This is a genomic window from Wolbachia endosymbiont of Spodoptera picta, from assembly GCF_018141665.1.
Classification (GTDB): domain Bacteria; phylum Pseudomonadota; class Alphaproteobacteria; order Rickettsiales; family Anaplasmataceae; genus Wolbachia.
The window spans coordinates 1,215,411-1,231,349 of the sequence record NZ_CP067976.1; the positions used below are offsets into that span (position 1 = coordinate 1,215,411).

Below are 15,939 nucleotides of genomic sequence, written 5' to 3' on the forward strand. Positions count from 1 at the left end.
ATGAGTGAATTTCAAGGAGTAAATTCTGTTAAAAAACCTATCACTCTAACTGCAAATGCAGTAGAGAGGGTAAGGTTTTTATTGGACAAAAAGAAGCATGCTAACCTTGAAGAAGCAATAGGAATAAGAGTTCTAATTAAGCAAAAAGGATGCTCTGGTTTAAAATATGATATTGAATATGCATATGATGTTCGTCCTTTGGAGTCGGTAATTGAAGAAAGCTGCAGTGATGATCAAAAAGTCAAGGTGCTGATCGATCCAAAATCTATCATGTTTATCCTTGGCTCTGAAATGGATTATGTAGAGGAAAAATTCTCATCAGGTTTTATTTTCAAAAATCCTAATGAGAAAGGAAAATGTGGTTGTGGAGAGAGTTTTCATGTCTAGCAACCATTTCACATTATTTGGAATTGAACCGGCTTTTAACATCAGCTTTGATGAGCTGGAGAAAAGATATATTGAGCTAAGCAAAACTGATATAAATGAAAGAGAGTCCAAAAATATGGAAAATATCAACAAAGCTTATCAGGTACTGAAGTCACCGCTAAAGCGTGCCGAACATTTGTTGGATCTTTTTGACGTACAAAGCAAAAAAGAGCATCTTGATCCTGAAATATTAAATGAATCAATGGAAATAAGAGAATACTTTCTAGACTGCGATGATTTACAATTTGCAAGTAGGATGATTGATGAAAAGGTAAAAGATTGTACTAAAAACCTAATTAATGCTTTTGCTACAAAAAATTTTGATGAAGCTTCTACGCAAGTTTTTAGATTGAGATATTTATATAAGTCATTTGAGGAGATAAAGGAAAATGCGGCCAGTTCAAATTTCTGAACCAAGTTCAAATGAGGTAGTTTTTGGTATAGATCTTGGAACTACTAACTCTTTAATTGCCATGGTAAATAAAGCTGGCAATGTAGAAATATTTAAAGATGAGCAAGGTCGTGAACTATTACCTTCTGTCATTTCATATGAAAAGGATGTACTAAAAGTAGGCTACGATGTTGGCGAAAACGCTATCTGCTCTATAAAACGCTTAATGGGTAAAAGTGTTAAAGACTTGCATAAAGAAGGTATCAATTGTGAAATAGATAACGAAAGTGAAAAAGTTATTAGGGTAAAATGCTCAGAAGAAAAGTATCTCACTCCTATTGAGATCTCTGCTGAGATACTAAAAACTCTATGCAAGAGGGTAAAAAAATTCACAGGGATGAAAGTTAACAAAGCAGTGATTACTGTACCAGCTTATTTTGATGATTCAGCACGTAACGCAACCAAATATGCAGCAAAATTAGCTGGCATAGATGTTCTTCGCCTCATTAATGAACCAACCGCTGCAGCACTTTCTTACTCCATTAAAAAGAACAATAACAGTGGCATATATGCAGTTTATGACCTCGGTGGTGGAACATTTGACATTTCAATATTAAAATTACATCAAGGAGTGTTTCAAGTTCTTGCAGTTGGTGGTGATACTAAACTTGGTGGTGATGATTTTGATCATCTACTTAGTTTAATCGTGCTTGAAAAGTATAGAGAACAGGTAGGTTTAAATAAAAAATGCTCTAGTGTCATCCCAGTGCTCCGACACTGGGATCCAGAAAGTTTGATTGCAAGTGAACACACCAGAAAGTTATATAATAAGAACTGGATTCCAGTGTCAAGCACTGGAATGACACCATCTGATACAACTACCTACAAATTACAACATTCATACACTAAAACTGGTATCTGCAATATACGTGCTATAAAAGAGTACCTAAGTGAAGATACCTCTGGCACTTTTGAATTCAGCATCAATGGTGAATTATTTAAGTGCAAAATTACCAAAGAAGAATTCGAGCAAGCAATCAGTCCTTTGGTTAATAAGACTATAAATATAGTTACTCGTACTATAAGCAACATAGATCTTAAAATCGATGATATAAAAGGGGTAATTTTAGTTGGTGGCGCAACTAGAGTGCCATTAGTGCAAAATTCACTAATCAAGCTCTTTGGCAATAAAGTGCTGAATGATGTGGATCCGGACAAAGCAGTTGCCAATGGGGCAGCTTTGCAGGCTCATTATTTAACTTCAAACTCAAAAGATAGGAATATTCTCCTTGATGTGCTGCCTTTATCACTTGGCATAGAAACTATGGGGGGAATAGTTGAAAAAATTATACCAAGAAATACACCACTACCAGTTTCAGAAATAAAAGAGTTTACAACTTACGCTAACGGGCAAACAGCAATGAAAATTCACGTTTGTCAAGGAGAACGTGAAATGATAAAAGATAATAAATCTCTAGCACGATTTGAACTCAAAGGTATACCACAATTGCCTGCAGGTTCTGCAAAAGTTGAAATAGGATTTACAGTTAGCATTGATGGAATATTGACTGTCACTGCAAGAGAAAAAACTACTGGAGTCGAACAGACAGTTGAAATAAATTCAAGCTCTGGCTTAAGTGAAGAAGATATTCAAGATATGGTCAATCAGTCAGTAAGTAACTTTGATGAAGACATGAAGGCTCGTTCCCTTGCAGAGGCTAAAATTAACGGTAACAAGCTCATACATCTAGTTGAAAATGTTTCCATTGAGCAAAAGTTAAAAATTTTACTACAGAACGCAAAAGACGCTTTACAGGAAAATGACTTAGACAACATTAATAATGCTATCTCTGAGTTAGAAAACTCTGCTTTAGAGTTATGCGAATCAGAAGACAGATAGAGTTCATAAAACTTTGTGAAGTACCCTGTCAAATCTCAGAGCAATAGGTAACCTAAAATCAAACGGTAACCAATCAACTTTGCCTAATTTAAACGATAAACCAACCATGCTTACGCGCCCAACTATATTTTCAGTTGGTATTAACCCAATTTCAGAAAACCTGCTATCAAAAGAATTATTTCTATTGTCTCCCATAACAAAAAATTGATCATCAGGCACATAATAAACTGGAGTATTGTATGATAACTTGTTAGAAAGATTATCTATTAGAATTTCATGCTCCTTGCCGCTCGGGAGTGTTTCGATGTATCTTGCTATATTACGCTTTGACTCATAATCAAAAAAATTTTCAATTTGTCTTCGCTTTACTTTCTGATCATTTAAATATAACTCCCCCTCTATCATTTGCACTTTATCGCCCGGTATTCCTACTACCCGCTTAACAAATCTAATGCTGTCATTTCTTGTAGGCTTGAAAACTATTATATCACCACGCTCCGGAGGGGTATAAAAGATTCTACCGCTAAAGATGTTTGGAGAAAATGGAAAAGAGTGTTTACTATAACCATATGAATATTTACTAGTAAAAATATAATCTCCCTCAAGTAGAGTGCTTTTCATTGAACCAGAAGGAATATGAAATGGCTCAAATAAAAAACTACGTATTGATAGCGCAATTAGTAGCAAAAAAAACAGTGAAGATAAAAACTTTCTCGTTCTTGCTATCCGGTTCTCTCTCAATTCTTTCAATTTTATTTTCTTTATAAATTTAAGCTTATCATAACACATAAAAGTGGTAATGTGAAATTTTACTCATGGGTGTTATTGCTCTTTTCGAAAGTCGAAATAAGCCCTTAAGTAATTGACAGTGATTGATAACCAATAGACATCATTTGCTATGCAATATTGTATAAATCACAATGCTAGTTTTACTGAAAATTATACTATTTTAGATATAATTATAATATTTAAACTTAAGGTATAGGGATGAACCCTACAATTAGAAAGGTTTTTTGTATTCTACTTATAGTATTATTTATTTCTTTTTCTCATGTTGGAAGTGCTGCTAACTCTAATGACGATACAACTGCTCAAGTAATATGTAATATTATTGGCTACGTTTGGGGAATAGGTGGACCGCTTATGACCGTAGTGATAATAGGAGCAGCTTTACTTGCAATATTTGGTAGAATGCCGTGGCCTGCTCTTTTCGCCCTCGGTGTATTTTGCGCTGTGTTTTTTGGCGCTAAAACTATTGTCATAAAAGTAATGGGTGGTATAAACTCTACAAATGCCTCTTTTATGGAAGAATGTGGAACGGGAGATAAAAAAAAGAGTCAATAGGACTATTTCTTTCTAAAGCAGACTTGGTGCACAGCTTCAACTATATTTTCCACTTGTGGTAATGCTTTCTTTTCTAGGTTTGCAGCATAAGGTAAGGGGACATCCTTGCCGGTTACCCGTACAACCGGAGCGTCAAGGTAGTCAAATCCTTGTTCCATAACCATGGCTGAGAGTTCTGCTCCTATTCCTGCAAATGGCCAACCCTCTTCTATGCTTACTAATCTATTGGTCTTCTTAATAGAGTTAATAACTGTTTCAGTGTCAAGTGGTCTTAAGGTTCTGAGGTCGATAACTTCAGCTTCTATTCCTTCACTAGAGAGTAAATCTGCTGCATTTAACGCATCCATTAGTTTCAATGAAAAAGCAGTGATAGTTACATCCTTTCCTTCCCGTATAACAGCAGCTTTGCCTATCTCAAGTAGATAATCTTTATTTGATAGCTCAGAATCAGGAATCTCATGTTCATGCCCATAAGCGATCTCGTTTTCTAGAAATATTACTGGATTAGGATCACGAATTGCAGCTTTAAGCAGACCTCTGCAATCAGAGGCAAAGTAAGGTGCTATTACTTTCAAACCTGGAACATGCGAATACCAAGATGCAAAGCACTGAGAATGTTGTGCGGCAACTCTTGCTGCAGCTCCATTTGGTCCACGAAACACTATAGGGCATCCAAGTTGTCCACCTGACATATAATTTGTTTTTGTTGCGGAATTCACAATTTGGTCAATAGCTTGCATAGAAAAATTAAAAGTCATAAACTCAACAATAGGTTTGAGCCCAGCAAACGCTGCTCCAACAGCAAGACCAGCAAATCCATGTTCGGTAATAGGTGTATCAACTACCCTATTTTCTCCGAACTCTTTCAGTAATCCTTTTGTTACTTTATAAGCACCATCATACTCTGCAACTTCTTCACCCATGATAAATACATCAGGGTCATTTTGCATTTCTTCTCTGATTGCCGTGCATAACGCTTCTCTTACACTTAAGCTTGCCATTTGTAAATCTGTAAATTTCAACTGAAATAACTATATCAAAATTACCAGGAAGCGCACAAGTTAAGTTTTACAAGCATCATGTTGCATTGAGCATTGAATACTTACTTCTTTTAATTCAGTAGGTTGCGGTGATAGTGCGTATGTAACTCCACCGACTATCAATGAAGACATCACAGAAGTTGCAATCATCAATAGAATTGGTAATTGGAAGGCTACACTAAAGGCAACACCTACTGTCAACATGATTGCAAAGTTTACAGAAGCAATTTTTAAGAAAGACAGTTGTGCTTTTTCTGTTTTTTCTAGTAATACTTTATTTGCTTTGGTTTTGCTTAATTCACTATTAAGTGTTGTATTTTTACTTTTTAGATCTTGTATTTGTTGTTTTAGTGATTGATTCTCTTCACTGAGTTTATCAAGTACTTCTAACCTATTCTCATGTCCAGCTAAGTCACTCTTTAATTTTTCTAGTTCTTTCTCAACATGTTTTAATTCTTTACCTGGCTTTTCTAACTTCCGAATTTGTCTATCTTGCAACTGAATTTGAGGTTGCAGACTTTCTAAAATTTGGTCATTAACTTCATTAGCTGCTCCATCGTTATTTATTTCAGAGCAGAAAGAAGTATCAAATGTAGCCTCAGACTCTAGACCGCTGTCGTCACTACTAACACTTTCACCAGTAATAGAATGAGAAGCGATTTGCTCACTCTGAATATTATCATTATTCCCTTTCCTTCTTTCATTCCACATTTGTATTTCCACTGCTATTGATTTTTCTCTATCATTTCCTAATTTAGTAATTCCATTCACAAATGAACTGACTCGAGTTATATTATCATTCTGAGATGAGTGGTCACAACTTCCTTCTCCAACTTGGATGTGAAAGCCTTTTATCTTCTTTCGCGAATGATTTTCTTCTGCCTCCTCTAACATTTGTACTATCGCTTCCTTATTTTCTGTATTACCTACCACCTCCCTTGGAGTCTTATTTTTACTTTTTAATGAAGGATTCACTCGATCATCACTTAGTAGTTGTTTTACCATGCTTTCATGTCCACAAGAAGCAGCAATATGCAAAGCAGTTATTCCATCATTTCTAGATCCATCTTTTACTCGAGCGCTAACACTTGCTTTCTTTTTCATTAGAAATTCCGCTATCAAAAGATTGTTGCATGCTGTAGCAAGATGTAACAACGTCCAATCTTCTGCAGCTTCTTCTGAAATTTTTATACTAAATTGATGTTCTTTACTAAAATTTTTACTAAACTTGTTGTACTCTCCTGCATCTTTTCCTTTTAACTCATTCTTTATTTTTTCAAGTAAATTATCTTCATCCAAATCGCTACTTTCACTTACCTCATTTATTATTTCAAAAAACTTCTCCTTCTCTATTGCCATAACCTTTCCCTCTAAATTTATTTTTATCTCTGCATAATCTCACAAAAAAGTTAAATTTATCAAAATTCTATATTTTATATAAAATAAAATTTCCTGTTTCCAAAAATTGGTAAGCATGTTTTTGATGAGATTGTAGAAAACATACTTTTATGACACCATTTATTGTACGAACTAACTTGGCGAAAACAGATGTTTATATAGTTGTGTGGCAAAATGTTTTGCACTAGTTGTGCTATCTCGTTTTCCGTAATAGTTGAAAAAATTAGTAGAAAGTTGTTGTAAGTTTATGTATTTTGAGGCTGTAATGGTCAAAGGTACATGAAGTATGATCAGAGTTAAAGGTGCAAGAGAGCATAATTTGCAGGGTATTGATGTCAATATACCAAAAAATAAGTTAGTTGTTATAACTGGACTAAGTGGTTCTGGTAAGTCTAGCCTCGCATTCGATACGATTTATGCAGAAGGCCAACGCCGATACGTCGAAAGTCTATCGGCTTATGCACGTCAATTTCTTAATATTCAAGATAAACCAGATGTTGAGTCAATCACAGGCCTCTCTCCTGCAATATCAATTAATCAAAAGTCGATCTCAAAAAATCCAAGATCAACTGTTGGAACCGTTACTGAAATTTACGATTATGTACGTTTGATATATGCACGAGTAGGAATACCTTATTCGCCTGTAACTGGGTTGCCAATAACGAAACAGGCTGTATCTCAAATTGTAGATACTATTATAGCATTACCTTTAGAAACTAAAATATATATACTTGCTCCTATTGTGCGTGGCAGAAAAGGAGAGCACTTCAAAGAGATATTGGAAATTAAAAAGCAGGGTTACGTGAGACTAAAAATAGATGGTGAAACATACAATATAGATGACTTGCCTAAACTTGATAAAAACAAGAAACATGATATTTTTGTTATTGCAGATAGAATCTCCATATCAGATGATATAGGAAATCGACTACCAAGCAGTGTAGAATCAGCATTGAGTCTGGGCCATGGCTTAATGTATGCAGAAATAGTGAACTTACCTGATAACCACAATTCCGAGTATAAAAATGGTCAAACTTTAACTTTCTCAGAGAATTTTGCATGTCCTGAGTCTGGCTTTACTCTTGAAGAAATAGAGCCAAGATTGTTTTCTTTTAACAGCCCCTACGGTGCATGCAGTTCATGCAATGGGCTCGGTAAAAAACTAAGTGTTGATGCAAAGCTAATAGTGCCAGATGAAACGCTCTCGATATCTGAAGGTGCTTTAAAGCCAATTGGATCAATATTCCGTCAAGTGCATACAAACTATGGATTGCTAAAAAATGCAATTCTATCACTGGCTGAAAATTGCAAATTTAGCCTTGATGTTCCGTGGAAGAATATAGACCAAAAAGTGAAGGATTTAATACTTTTTGGCTCTAGAGAAATGAAATTTCAAGGTTTGGTCAGTATCCTAGAACGCCAGATGGATTACGATGCATCACTTATTGATAGGTATTGTTCTGTTACTGACTGCAAAGAATGTGCTGGCTATAGATTGAGAAAAGAAGCACTTACAGTGAAAATTGATGAAAAACATATAGGTGAAATATCAAGGCTCAGCATCGATGAATCCCTTAAGTGGTTTGGAAATTTATCAGATAAACTTACAGAACAACAAAGGCAAATTTCAAATAAAATATTAAACGAAATAATCAAAAGGCTGACATTTTTAAAGAATGTAGGGCTAAATTACCTTACACTTGACCGTGAATCTAGCACTCTCTCTGGTGGTGAAAGCCAGAGGATCAGGCTTGCTTCGCAAATTGGTTCTGGTTTAACAGGAGTGCTATACGTGCTTGACGAACCCTCAATTGGCCTTCATCAATGTGATAATGATCGATTAATTGCCACACTTAAAAATCTGAGAGACATGGGTAATACTGTGATTGTTGTTGAACATGATGAAGACACAATAATGGCTGCTGATTATGTGATTGATATTGGTCCTGGAGCTGGCGTGAATGGAGGAAAAATCGTTGCAGAAGGAACACCACATCAGGTACAAAAAAATTCAGAGAGCATAACAGGACAGTATTTAAGTGGAAAGAAGGAAATTTCAATTTCAAAAAGAAGAAAGCAAACAACTCAGTTCATAAAGGTAGTTAACGCATGTGAGAATAACTTAAAAAATATAAATGTTGAATTTCCTATAGGGAATCTTATTTGTGTTACTGGAATATCAGGAGGAGGAAAATCAAGTTTAGTAATAGAAACACTATATAAATACTCAGCACAGAAGATAAATCATTCATCTGCAAAGCATGGTAAATGCGATAAAATAGAAGGCCTTGAGTATATAGATAAAATTATAGAAGTTGATCAGTCACCAATTGGTAGGACCCCAGCATCAAATCCAGCAACATATGTTGGTATGTTTACTCACATCAGAAATTGGTTTGCAGGTCTCCCAGAGTCGAAGGCACGAGGTTACAATATAGGCCGATTTTCATTTAATACCAAGGGAGGAAGATGTGAAGCTTGTAAAGGTGATGGGCATTTAAAGATCGAGATGCATTTCCTACCGGACGTTTATGTGAAATGTGAGCAATGTAGAGGACAGAGGTATAACCGAGAAACATTGGAAGTTACTTACAAGGGAAAATCAATTTCTGATGTGCTTGATATGACAATAGATCAAGCATGTGACTTTTTTGAAAATCTTCCAATGATAAAGGAAAAGTTGATTTCTTTACAGGAAGTAGGGCTTGGTTATATAACGCTTGGACAGTCGTCAACAACGTTGTCCGGGGGTGAAGCACAACGAATAAAGCTGTCTAAGGAACTATCAAAGCGATTTACCGGGAAAACATTGTATATTCTCGATGAGCCAACAACTGGGTTACATTTTGAAGATGTAAATAATTTACTGAAAATACTCCATAGGCTAGTTGATTTAGGAAATACTGTTATAGTTATTGAGCACAATTTACATGTTATAAAAACTGCTGATTACATAATAGATATTGGTCCAGAGGGTGGAGTAAAAGGTGGCGAAGTGGTTGCTGTAGGAACTCCAGAAAAAGTTGCACAGACTCCAAAAAGCGTTACAGGCAAGTATCTTAAAACATATTTATTGGATCAAGTATCGACTATTTCTTAATAATTAGGTTATGAGGAGCATTTTAAAAGGTATACCTAACATATTTAATTCATGAATCTTCTCTTATTAAAAAAAGCTACAGATCTCATATTTCCAAACGTATGCGTAAGTTGTGAACGTATAATTGATAAAAGTTATGATTTATGTAGTGAATGCAATAAAAAAATCAATTTTTTAACTAAGCATTACTGTAATGTTTGTGGTGTAGTAATTCCAGATAACATTGATACATGTGGTAGATGCATCAGTAACCCTTCACCATTTAAAGTATTAAGATCAGTTTTTGCCTACGATGAACATAGCAAAAATATGATTATAAATTTTAAATTTTTTGATAACTTAAACTACATGAAAGTCTACGCAAAGTGGATGTACAAAGCTAACAAAGACATGTTTCAAAATGCAGAGGTCATAATTCCCATACCGCTACATAAAATACGCTTATTTAAACGTAAATATAATCAAGCAGCATTGCTCGCGAAGGAATTAAGTAAGTTATCTTACTTATCTTATACACCATTTGCAATAAAACGTATTCGTCACACTGTACCTCAAGCTGGTCTTTCACTTAAAAGGCGTGAAAAAAATTTGAGAAAGGCTTTTAAAATAAGCAACAGCGAAATTATCAAAAACAAAATCGTGATATTGGTTGATGATGTAGTAACAACTGGTGCAACTGCAAGGTCTTGCTCTCAGGAAATTTTAAACTCTGGTGCAAGAGAAGTGAGAGTGCTATCGCTTGCAAGAACTGTATGAAAATCAGCTTTAAGGTATAATTTTCATTTTTGAAAACTGTTTAGTTTCTTAGTACTAACTTCTGTATCATTTCTCTTAAAAAAATTCTAGTTATAGTGTATACTGAGCCTATAATTATAGCCCTTTTTCTAATAGTTCGAATAGCTGGATATTCTTTCTGGCTCAATTTTTTATAGCAAACCAATGGTTTGATTAAAATCAGGAGAATATGGAGGCAGATATATAACTTCAGCACCGATACTTTTAACAAATTCACTTATTTTCTATAAAAAGTTGCATTATCCAAAATCACCCAGCAATAAAGCTTGAACTAGCTATTAAAAACGTCTGTATCGCAATAGCCTTCAAAAATCATAGGCGCCATAATTTTTCCCTTATTCAAAGCTGCAATCATATTTTTGAATACTCACTGCATTCAGAAAAAAATAGGTACATGCTAGTGTAATAGCAGTGGATATAATAATTGGAACAAGTAAAAAAGCCTCTATTAGTTTTCTTATAGAGCTGGCTGGTTTAATGCTGTTATTATTCAATGATGCAAAATAATTTTCACTAAGGTTGGCCATTCATTTTGCGCCAGATAAGACCCTCTCACTATTTTTTTTAGATAAGTTGACTTGTATTTGCTTTCCCATGTTTATAATTATGCTAATAATAAACATGATAAGATCAATATAAATTTTTTACTTCCGTGTTTTTTCTATTGTTGTTTATAATGACTATAGTTACATCACATATTTCTTTCAATTAAATGGATCAGTTATTTATTGCAAATCACTGACTTTTTTAATGGATTCTTTTTCTAAATAATTTCCAAAAATGTGTTTACTTTTGTTTGTAATTGTGTAGTAACTGCAACGTAAAGTTATAGGAGGTAAAGATGGATTTTGAAAATCTGAAAAAGATATTAAGTGCAATTGATAAAGATGCAAGTGTAAATAAAGATAACGTAATTAATAAAATAAAAGAAGTATTGCGAAGGGAAGATACAATAGCGTATCAAGAGTGGGAAAATAAAAATTTTAGTATAAATCATAGATTCATCCAAAGTGATCCTGATGCCGAATTTACATTATTAATTGCAGCTGCAGCAGCTGGCTGTAAGGATTTAGTGAATGTTTTATTAGATAGGCATGCGGATGTTCATGTAGAAGGTGAAAATAGAGAGACTGCTTTGCATCATGCCGTTTATAGTCGATGTGTAGGTGTAGTAAATGCTCTACTAAAAAAAGGTGCTGATGTTAATGTAAAAGACAGAGGTGGTAGTGCTCCTTTGCATTATGCTACTATATATGAACTCATAGATGTAGTAAATGTTCTACTAAAAACAGGTGCAGATATTAATGTAAAAGATGAAAATGGTAGTACTCCTTTGCATTATGCTACTTTAAGTAACCATGTAGAGGTAGTAGATGCTCTGTTAGCTGAAGGCGCAAGTGTTCATGTAAAAGATAGAAATGGTAGTACTCCTTTGCATTATGCTGCTAAAAATGGCTATTTAGAGATAGTAGATGCTCTACTAGACAGAGGTGCAGATGTTTATGAAAAAGATAGTTTGCAGAAAACTCCTTTGTATTATGCCATTATAAATCACCAAGAAGATACGGTAGAGAGTATAAAAGGGTTTTTAAAAAATAAAGTAGTTCAAGGTAGTGTAGTTGTTGGTGGCTTAGTTGCCATGTTAGGGAATTTTGTAACATCGACGCTTTTTATAACCGAGACAATGGAAATTACATTAACATCTGTTACGGCAGCAATAGCTGTATCTGCATCAACAGCATTAACATCTGGTTATGCTAAATATCTAATGTCAAAATTCGATAACGAAATAAAAGAAATAAAAGAGCGACAAAACGTAATGGAAGGGAGGCAAAGCTTAACAGAAGGGTGGCAAAGTGTAGATCTACAAAGCATACGTATACATAATGCTCTTTCGTAACTTTTTACTTCCGCACTTCTTTAGTGTTGCTTATAATAACTATAGATTTAGATCTTAATTAGAGGCTTTAATTACCTACTTTAAGTTATTGAATTTCTTATCATAGCATCTATCATTCCAGTACCCTGGAATGAAAGAAAAAGAACACTGAATTAAAAATACAACATACCATCTTATATCTTAATACTGCATAATACCTCGATTATAGATTGATTAAGGACACCTTGAGTTATCTCTTTAGTTAGTCTTGCTTTACTATGAAAAGCTTGTACTCTTTAAATGTATTATTTATAAATTCACTGTTTATAAGCTAAAATATGTCTAGTAGAGCTAATATACCTTTTTTTATAGCTGGTGCTATTGCTTCTCTTACATTAATTACATCTGGAGTTTTTGCTGTAGCTCCTTACGTTGCATTTTTATCTTCAGTTGCAGCTTTAAATATAGCTCCCCCTGTTATTTTTATTTTGTTTGCGCTTTCTGCAGTAGTAATTGTGTTTTCATATAAAATGATTGAGCAAAGTAAAAAATCTCAAGAAAACTCGAAAGCTGAAGTCAAAGAGCTAAATAAAGAGTCAAGTAAAGAAGAATTAGAGAATGAAGAGGCTAAAGAAAATAAAAAGAAGCTTAGTGATCTAGAAAAAAAAGTCGAGAGAATTTCAGATAGTTTTGTAACGAAAGATAAAGTGGAGGGGTTAGAAAAAGTGGTTGGTGACCTTTCTGCACAGTTGATTAATAGTACTGCAATAGATGAAGTAGAAGAAAAGTTGAGTATGGAATTTTATGCAAAAGGTGAAGAAAGAGGGTGGAATACAACATTTAGTGATATTATATTACCAAATAACATAAAAGAAAAATTGAAAGGGATTTGTAAGTTACAAGGCAGAGGATATCTCTTGTACGGTCCACCAGGAACTGGTAAGACTAGTATTAGTAAGGCAATTGCAAATCAAACTAAATCTCTGTTTGCGTTTATGTCTGTTTCTGCATCTTGCTTGTCTAATCAATCAAATATAGATCAGGTTTTTGAGAAAGCAGAGGCAAACAGTCCGTGTATAATTTTTATAGATGAGATTGACGGCATTGGCAAAAAGCGCACTTCCATTGAAAATGCAGGACCTTTAACTCATTTACTCACTAAATTGGATGGAGAGTTTTTATCCTCAAAAAATATAACGGTAGTTGCTGCAACTAATCATAAGAATCATTTAGATCCTGCGCTTATTAGGGGTGGTCGTTTGGAGTGTATTGAGGTTCCTGGGCTGGATAAAGACGATACACGTCAAAAAATATTACAAGAACGGCTCGAAAAATTAAAAGATAGCGATATGAAAATTCTTGTACAGGCTAGTAAGGGATTCGCAATGGCAAATCTGATTTGCTTAATCAATAAAATAAACGAAACTACAGAAAAGGAAGGCGAAATAAAATATCTTCGCACTTTCTGTAAAAATTTCAAAAAGGAGCATAACATAAAAGATGAGCTAGATAAGAAACATAGTAACGGAAAAACTAAAAACAAGGATATAAGGCTATCATCTGGAAGCTTATCTAGAAGTTCATCAGTAAGCTCTTTATTGAGTGATGTATCTTCTCGAGGAAGTAAGCGGCAAATCGAGGAATAAAGAGAATTACTACACAGTCTGGGATGACGCCATGCAAGTGACACAATTCGAATCATGTCATTCCAGTGCGTGACACTGGAATGGCTTTGTTGCATAGGTCAAATAAAAAGAACTGGCAGTTACTGACAAAATTCACTATAAGACAAGCATTTAACCTACTAAAGAAAAATATGCCACAAAAAATGAGAGTCAGTAACTGCCATGAATATAACAAATTTCTCCAAGAGAGGGGAAATATTTTTTATTACGTCAATGATGCCATAGAAAATTGGTACGAAAAAGGTCCAAAAATGGCTGGTGGCAACTATATTTATAGCGATAAGGTCGTGATTCTGGTTCACATAATAACTTATTTATTTAGAATAGGTCTGAGACAAACAGCGGGATTTATAGCAGGGTACCTTGAGCAAGTAAGGAAAAACTTGCAAGTTATTAGCTATTCCCAGGCCTCAAGAAGGCTTAAAAAACTTAACATCAAAATTAATGATCGAAGACATGATAAAAATAATACAGAAGATATTGAGATTGCCATAGATAGTACTGATCTACAATAATATTCCAGGTCATAGCAAGGCAAATGGTACAGATAGAAAGTATCGCTGCTATGAGCAAACAAGAAAACTGCATGTAATGCTAGAGATAGGTAGCAAAAAAGTTATAGCAGCAAAATACAGTGGCGGAGTTTATTCTGACCACTATGGAGCATGTGATCTTATTGCAAGGATTGATGTTAAATATAATATAAGCACACTATATGCAGACAGGGCATATAATCGAAAGAAGTTATACAAACTGTGCGATGAGCTTGACATAAAGACAAGGATTCCTCCGCAAAATAATGCAATAGAGCATCCAAAGTTGGATTATATGGATGAGAGAAATTCTACAATCAAGCTCATAAAGTCATATGATGAAGATGGTATGAAGAGGTGGAAAAAAGAGATAAATTATGGGAAGAGATCTTATATAGAAAGTTTTTTCTCGCGACTGAAGCAAACATTTGGGTTTAGTTTTAGAAACAAATCTGAGGTTAATCGTGAGAGAGAACTGCTACTCAAGTATTATTTGCTTAACAAATTTACTGATATAGGCATGGCTAAATTTGAGATAGCTTCATGAATTTATTCCACGTTACCTATTATCCGAAGAGTGATGCAACAAAGCCTGCTGGAATCCAGGAATTTTTTGAGCACGCAAGTTATGCCAAGTTTTTTGTTGGTAAGAAAGGCTGGATCCCAGTGTCACAAGCACTGGGATGACAGAAAGAGGGCTACTCGGGTGACATCGAAGGGGCTACTTGCATGACAACAAAGGGGCTGCTTGCATAACTCAAATTCAAAGAAAAATCATTTAATGTCATTCCAGCGCGTGACTCTGGAATCCAGAAATAAAGAACAATTGATCCCAGTGTCAGCTACTCGGATGACATCCTTTTTTTCCTGGATACCAGTCGCATGACACTACTATATAGTAGGTCCCAATTTCATCCCAGTCTGGGATCTTCTTTCAAAAATTCAAAATAATCTATCAAAAAGGAGAATATTATGTCTACAATAATTTTATCATCAATTTTAAGTAAAGCGGTCAGTATTTTTGGTCCAATTGGCCAGATTGTCGGCTCAGAACTCGGTGCTCTGCTTGGTGCACAGCTTGATAATGCAATATTTGGTCTTGATGCCGAGCAAAAGATAACGCATGAGGCGAGGCTGAAAAATCTGCAAGTTCAAACCTCAACTTATGGCAAAGCAATTCCAATTATCTATGGCACTGCTCGCGTTGCTGGAAACATTATTTGGTCATAGCCAATAAAAGAGGAGGCGATAACCACTCAAAATAAAACAGGAAGAGGTATAAATATTACATATAACTACTATGCAACACTCGCAATTGCAATTTGCAAGGGGAAAGTAGAAAAAATTAAATAGAATCTGGGCGGGTACAAAATCGCTTAGCTTTGACCAAATAGATTATACTTTTTACCACGGCAGAGAAGACCAAAACCCTGATCCGTTTATGTTAT

The 15,939-nt window shown here is 34.7% G+C and carries 13 protein-coding genes and 2 pseudogenes; 11 read left to right on the top strand and 4 right to left on the bottom strand.

Annotated features, from left to right (window positions below):
- The 3 genes from JKF54_RS05580 to JKF54_RS05590 are packed head-to-tail and all read left to right on the top strand — an operon-like array spanning position 1 to position 2,717.
- Positions 1-387 (top strand): HesB/IscA family protein, encoded by a 387-nt coding sequence (locus tag JKF54_RS05580; RefSeq protein WP_006012614.1) that lies wholly within the window; start codon positions 1-3, stop codon positions 385-387.
- Positions 380-838, top strand: a complete 459-nt coding sequence (locus tag JKF54_RS05585; RefSeq protein WP_211907969.1) for an iron-sulfur cluster co-chaperone HscB C-terminal domain-containing protein — start codon at positions 380-382, stop codon at positions 836-838. The genes JKF54_RS05580 and JKF54_RS05585 overlap by 8 nt, the downstream gene beginning before the upstream one ends.
- Positions 816-2,717: an Hsp70 family protein gene (locus JKF54_RS05590; RefSeq protein WP_211907971.1), complete on the top strand. Its 1,902-nt coding sequence runs from the start codon at positions 816-818 to the stop codon at positions 2,715-2,717. Before JKF54_RS05585 ends, JKF54_RS05590 begins: the two co-directional genes overlap by 23 nt.
- Positions 2,718-2,720: 3 nt before the next feature.
- Here the strand turns inward: JKF54_RS05590 and lepB are convergent, their stop codons facing one another.
- Positions 2,721-3,506: a signal peptidase I gene (gene lepB, locus JKF54_RS05595; protein ID WP_211907973.1), complete on the bottom strand. Its 786-nt coding sequence runs from the start codon at positions 3,504-3,506 to the stop codon at positions 2,721-2,723.
- A 198-nt stretch (positions 3,507-3,704) separates the two neighbouring features.
- On the opposite strand from lepB, the gene JKF54_RS05600 reads away from it, so the two are divergent.
- Positions 3,705-4,061, top strand: coding sequence for a TrbC/VirB2 family protein (locus JKF54_RS05600; RefSeq protein WP_007302624.1), 357 nt, complete (start codon positions 3,705-3,707; stop codon positions 4,059-4,061).
- Between the two features lie 2 nt (positions 4,062-4,063).
- On the opposite strand, the gene JKF54_RS05605 is transcribed toward JKF54_RS05600, so the two are convergent.
- Positions 4,064-5,062, bottom strand: a complete 999-nt coding sequence (locus JKF54_RS05605; protein ID WP_211907975.1) for a pyruvate dehydrogenase complex E1 component subunit beta — start codon at positions 5,060-5,062, stop codon at positions 4,064-4,066.
- A 60-nt stretch (positions 5,063-5,122) separates the two neighbouring features.
- On the bottom strand, positions 5,123-6,460 hold the full coding sequence (locus JKF54_RS05610) for an ankyrin repeat domain-containing protein (protein ID WP_211907977.1): 1,338 nt from the start codon (positions 6,458-6,460) through the stop codon (positions 5,123-5,125).
- A 325-nt stretch (positions 6,461-6,785) separates the two neighbouring features.
- Here JKF54_RS05610 and uvrA point away from each other — a divergent pair, with 325 nt between their 5' ends.
- Complete coding sequence (gene uvrA, locus JKF54_RS05615) at positions 6,786-9,599, top strand: excinuclease ABC subunit UvrA (RefSeq protein ID WP_211907979.1); 2,814 nt, start codon at positions 6,786-6,788, stop codon at positions 9,597-9,599.
- Positions 9,600-9,650: 51 nt separating this feature from the next.
- Positions 9,651-10,355, top strand: coding sequence for a ComF family protein (locus tag JKF54_RS05620; RefSeq protein ID WP_211907982.1), 705 nt, complete (start codon positions 9,651-9,653; stop codon positions 10,353-10,355).
- A 165-nt stretch (positions 10,356-10,520) separates the two neighbouring features.
- Here the strand turns inward: JKF54_RS05620 and JKF54_RS06560 are convergent.
- Positions 10,521-10,752: pseudogene (locus JKF54_RS06560) on the bottom strand (transposase); the annotation flags it as partial.
- Positions 10,753-11,235: 483 nt separating this feature from the next.
- Here JKF54_RS06560 and JKF54_RS05625 point away from each other — a divergent pair.
- From JKF54_RS05625 to JKF54_RS06565, 5 genes and pseudogenes are all read left to right on the top strand, one after another.
- Positions 11,236-12,294, top strand: a complete 1,059-nt coding sequence (locus JKF54_RS05625) for an ankyrin repeat domain-containing protein (RefSeq protein WP_211907983.1) — start codon at positions 11,236-11,238, stop codon at positions 12,292-12,294.
- A 317-nt stretch (positions 12,295-12,611) separates the two neighbouring features.
- Positions 12,612-13,919, top strand: a complete 1,308-nt coding sequence (locus tag JKF54_RS05630; RefSeq protein WP_211907984.1) for an AAA family ATPase — start codon at positions 12,612-12,614, stop codon at positions 13,917-13,919.
- Between the two features lie 170 nt (positions 13,920-14,089).
- A pseudogene (locus JKF54_RS06910) lies at positions 14,090-15,038 on the top strand (IS5 family transposase).
- Complete coding sequence (locus JKF54_RS05645) at positions 15,035-15,178, top strand: hypothetical protein (RefSeq protein ID WP_211907985.1); 144 nt, start codon at positions 15,035-15,037, stop codon at positions 15,176-15,178. Before JKF54_RS06910 ends, JKF54_RS05645 begins: the two are co-directional and overlap by 4 nt.
- Before the next feature lie 285 nt (positions 15,179-15,463).
- Complete coding sequence (locus JKF54_RS06565; RefSeq protein WP_246433150.1) at positions 15,464-15,721, top strand: hypothetical protein; 258 nt, start codon at positions 15,464-15,466, stop codon at positions 15,719-15,721.
- Positions 15,722-15,939 lie beyond the last annotated feature (218 nt).

Coding starts and splice junctions, on each gene's coding strand:
- JKF54_RS05580 (WP_006012614.1), top strand. CDS start 1: ATGAGTGAATTTCAAGGAGTAAATTCTGTTAAAAAACCTATCACTCTA.
- JKF54_RS05585 (WP_211907969.1), top strand. CDS start 380: ATGTCTAGCAACCATTTCACATTATTTGGAATTGAACCGGCTTTTAAC.
- JKF54_RS05590 (WP_211907971.1), top strand. CDS start 816: ATGCGGCCAGTTCAAATTTCTGAACCAAGTTCAAATGAGGTAGTTTTT.
- lepB (WP_211907973.1), bottom strand. CDS start 3,506: ATGTGTTATGATAAGCTTAAATTTATAAAGAAAATAAAATTGAAAGAA.
- JKF54_RS05600 (WP_007302624.1), top strand. CDS start 3,705: ATGAACCCTACAATTAGAAAGGTTTTTTGTATTCTACTTATAGTATTA.
- JKF54_RS05605 (WP_211907975.1), bottom strand. CDS start 5,062: ATGGCAAGCTTAAGTGTAAGAGAAGCGTTATGCACGGCAATCAGAGAA.
- JKF54_RS05610 (WP_211907977.1), bottom strand. CDS start 6,460: ATGGCAATAGAGAAGGAGAAGTTTTTTGAAATAATAAATGAGGTAAGT.
- uvrA (WP_211907979.1), top strand. CDS start 6,786: ATGATCAGAGTTAAAGGTGCAAGAGAGCATAATTTGCAGGGTATTGAT.
- JKF54_RS05620 (WP_211907982.1), top strand. CDS start 9,651: ATGAATCTTCTCTTATTAAAAAAAGCTACAGATCTCATATTTCCAAAC.
- JKF54_RS05625 (WP_211907983.1), top strand. CDS start 11,236: ATGGATTTTGAAAATCTGAAAAAGATATTAAGTGCAATTGATAAAGAT.
- JKF54_RS05630 (WP_211907984.1), top strand. CDS start 12,612: ATGTCTAGTAGAGCTAATATACCTTTTTTTATAGCTGGTGCTATTGCT.
- JKF54_RS05645 (WP_211907985.1), top strand. CDS start 15,035: ATGAATTTATTCCACGTTACCTATTATCCGAAGAGTGATGCAACAAAG.
- JKF54_RS06565 (WP_246433150.1), top strand. CDS start 15,464: ATGTCTACAATAATTTTATCATCAATTTTAAGTAAAGCGGTCAGTATT.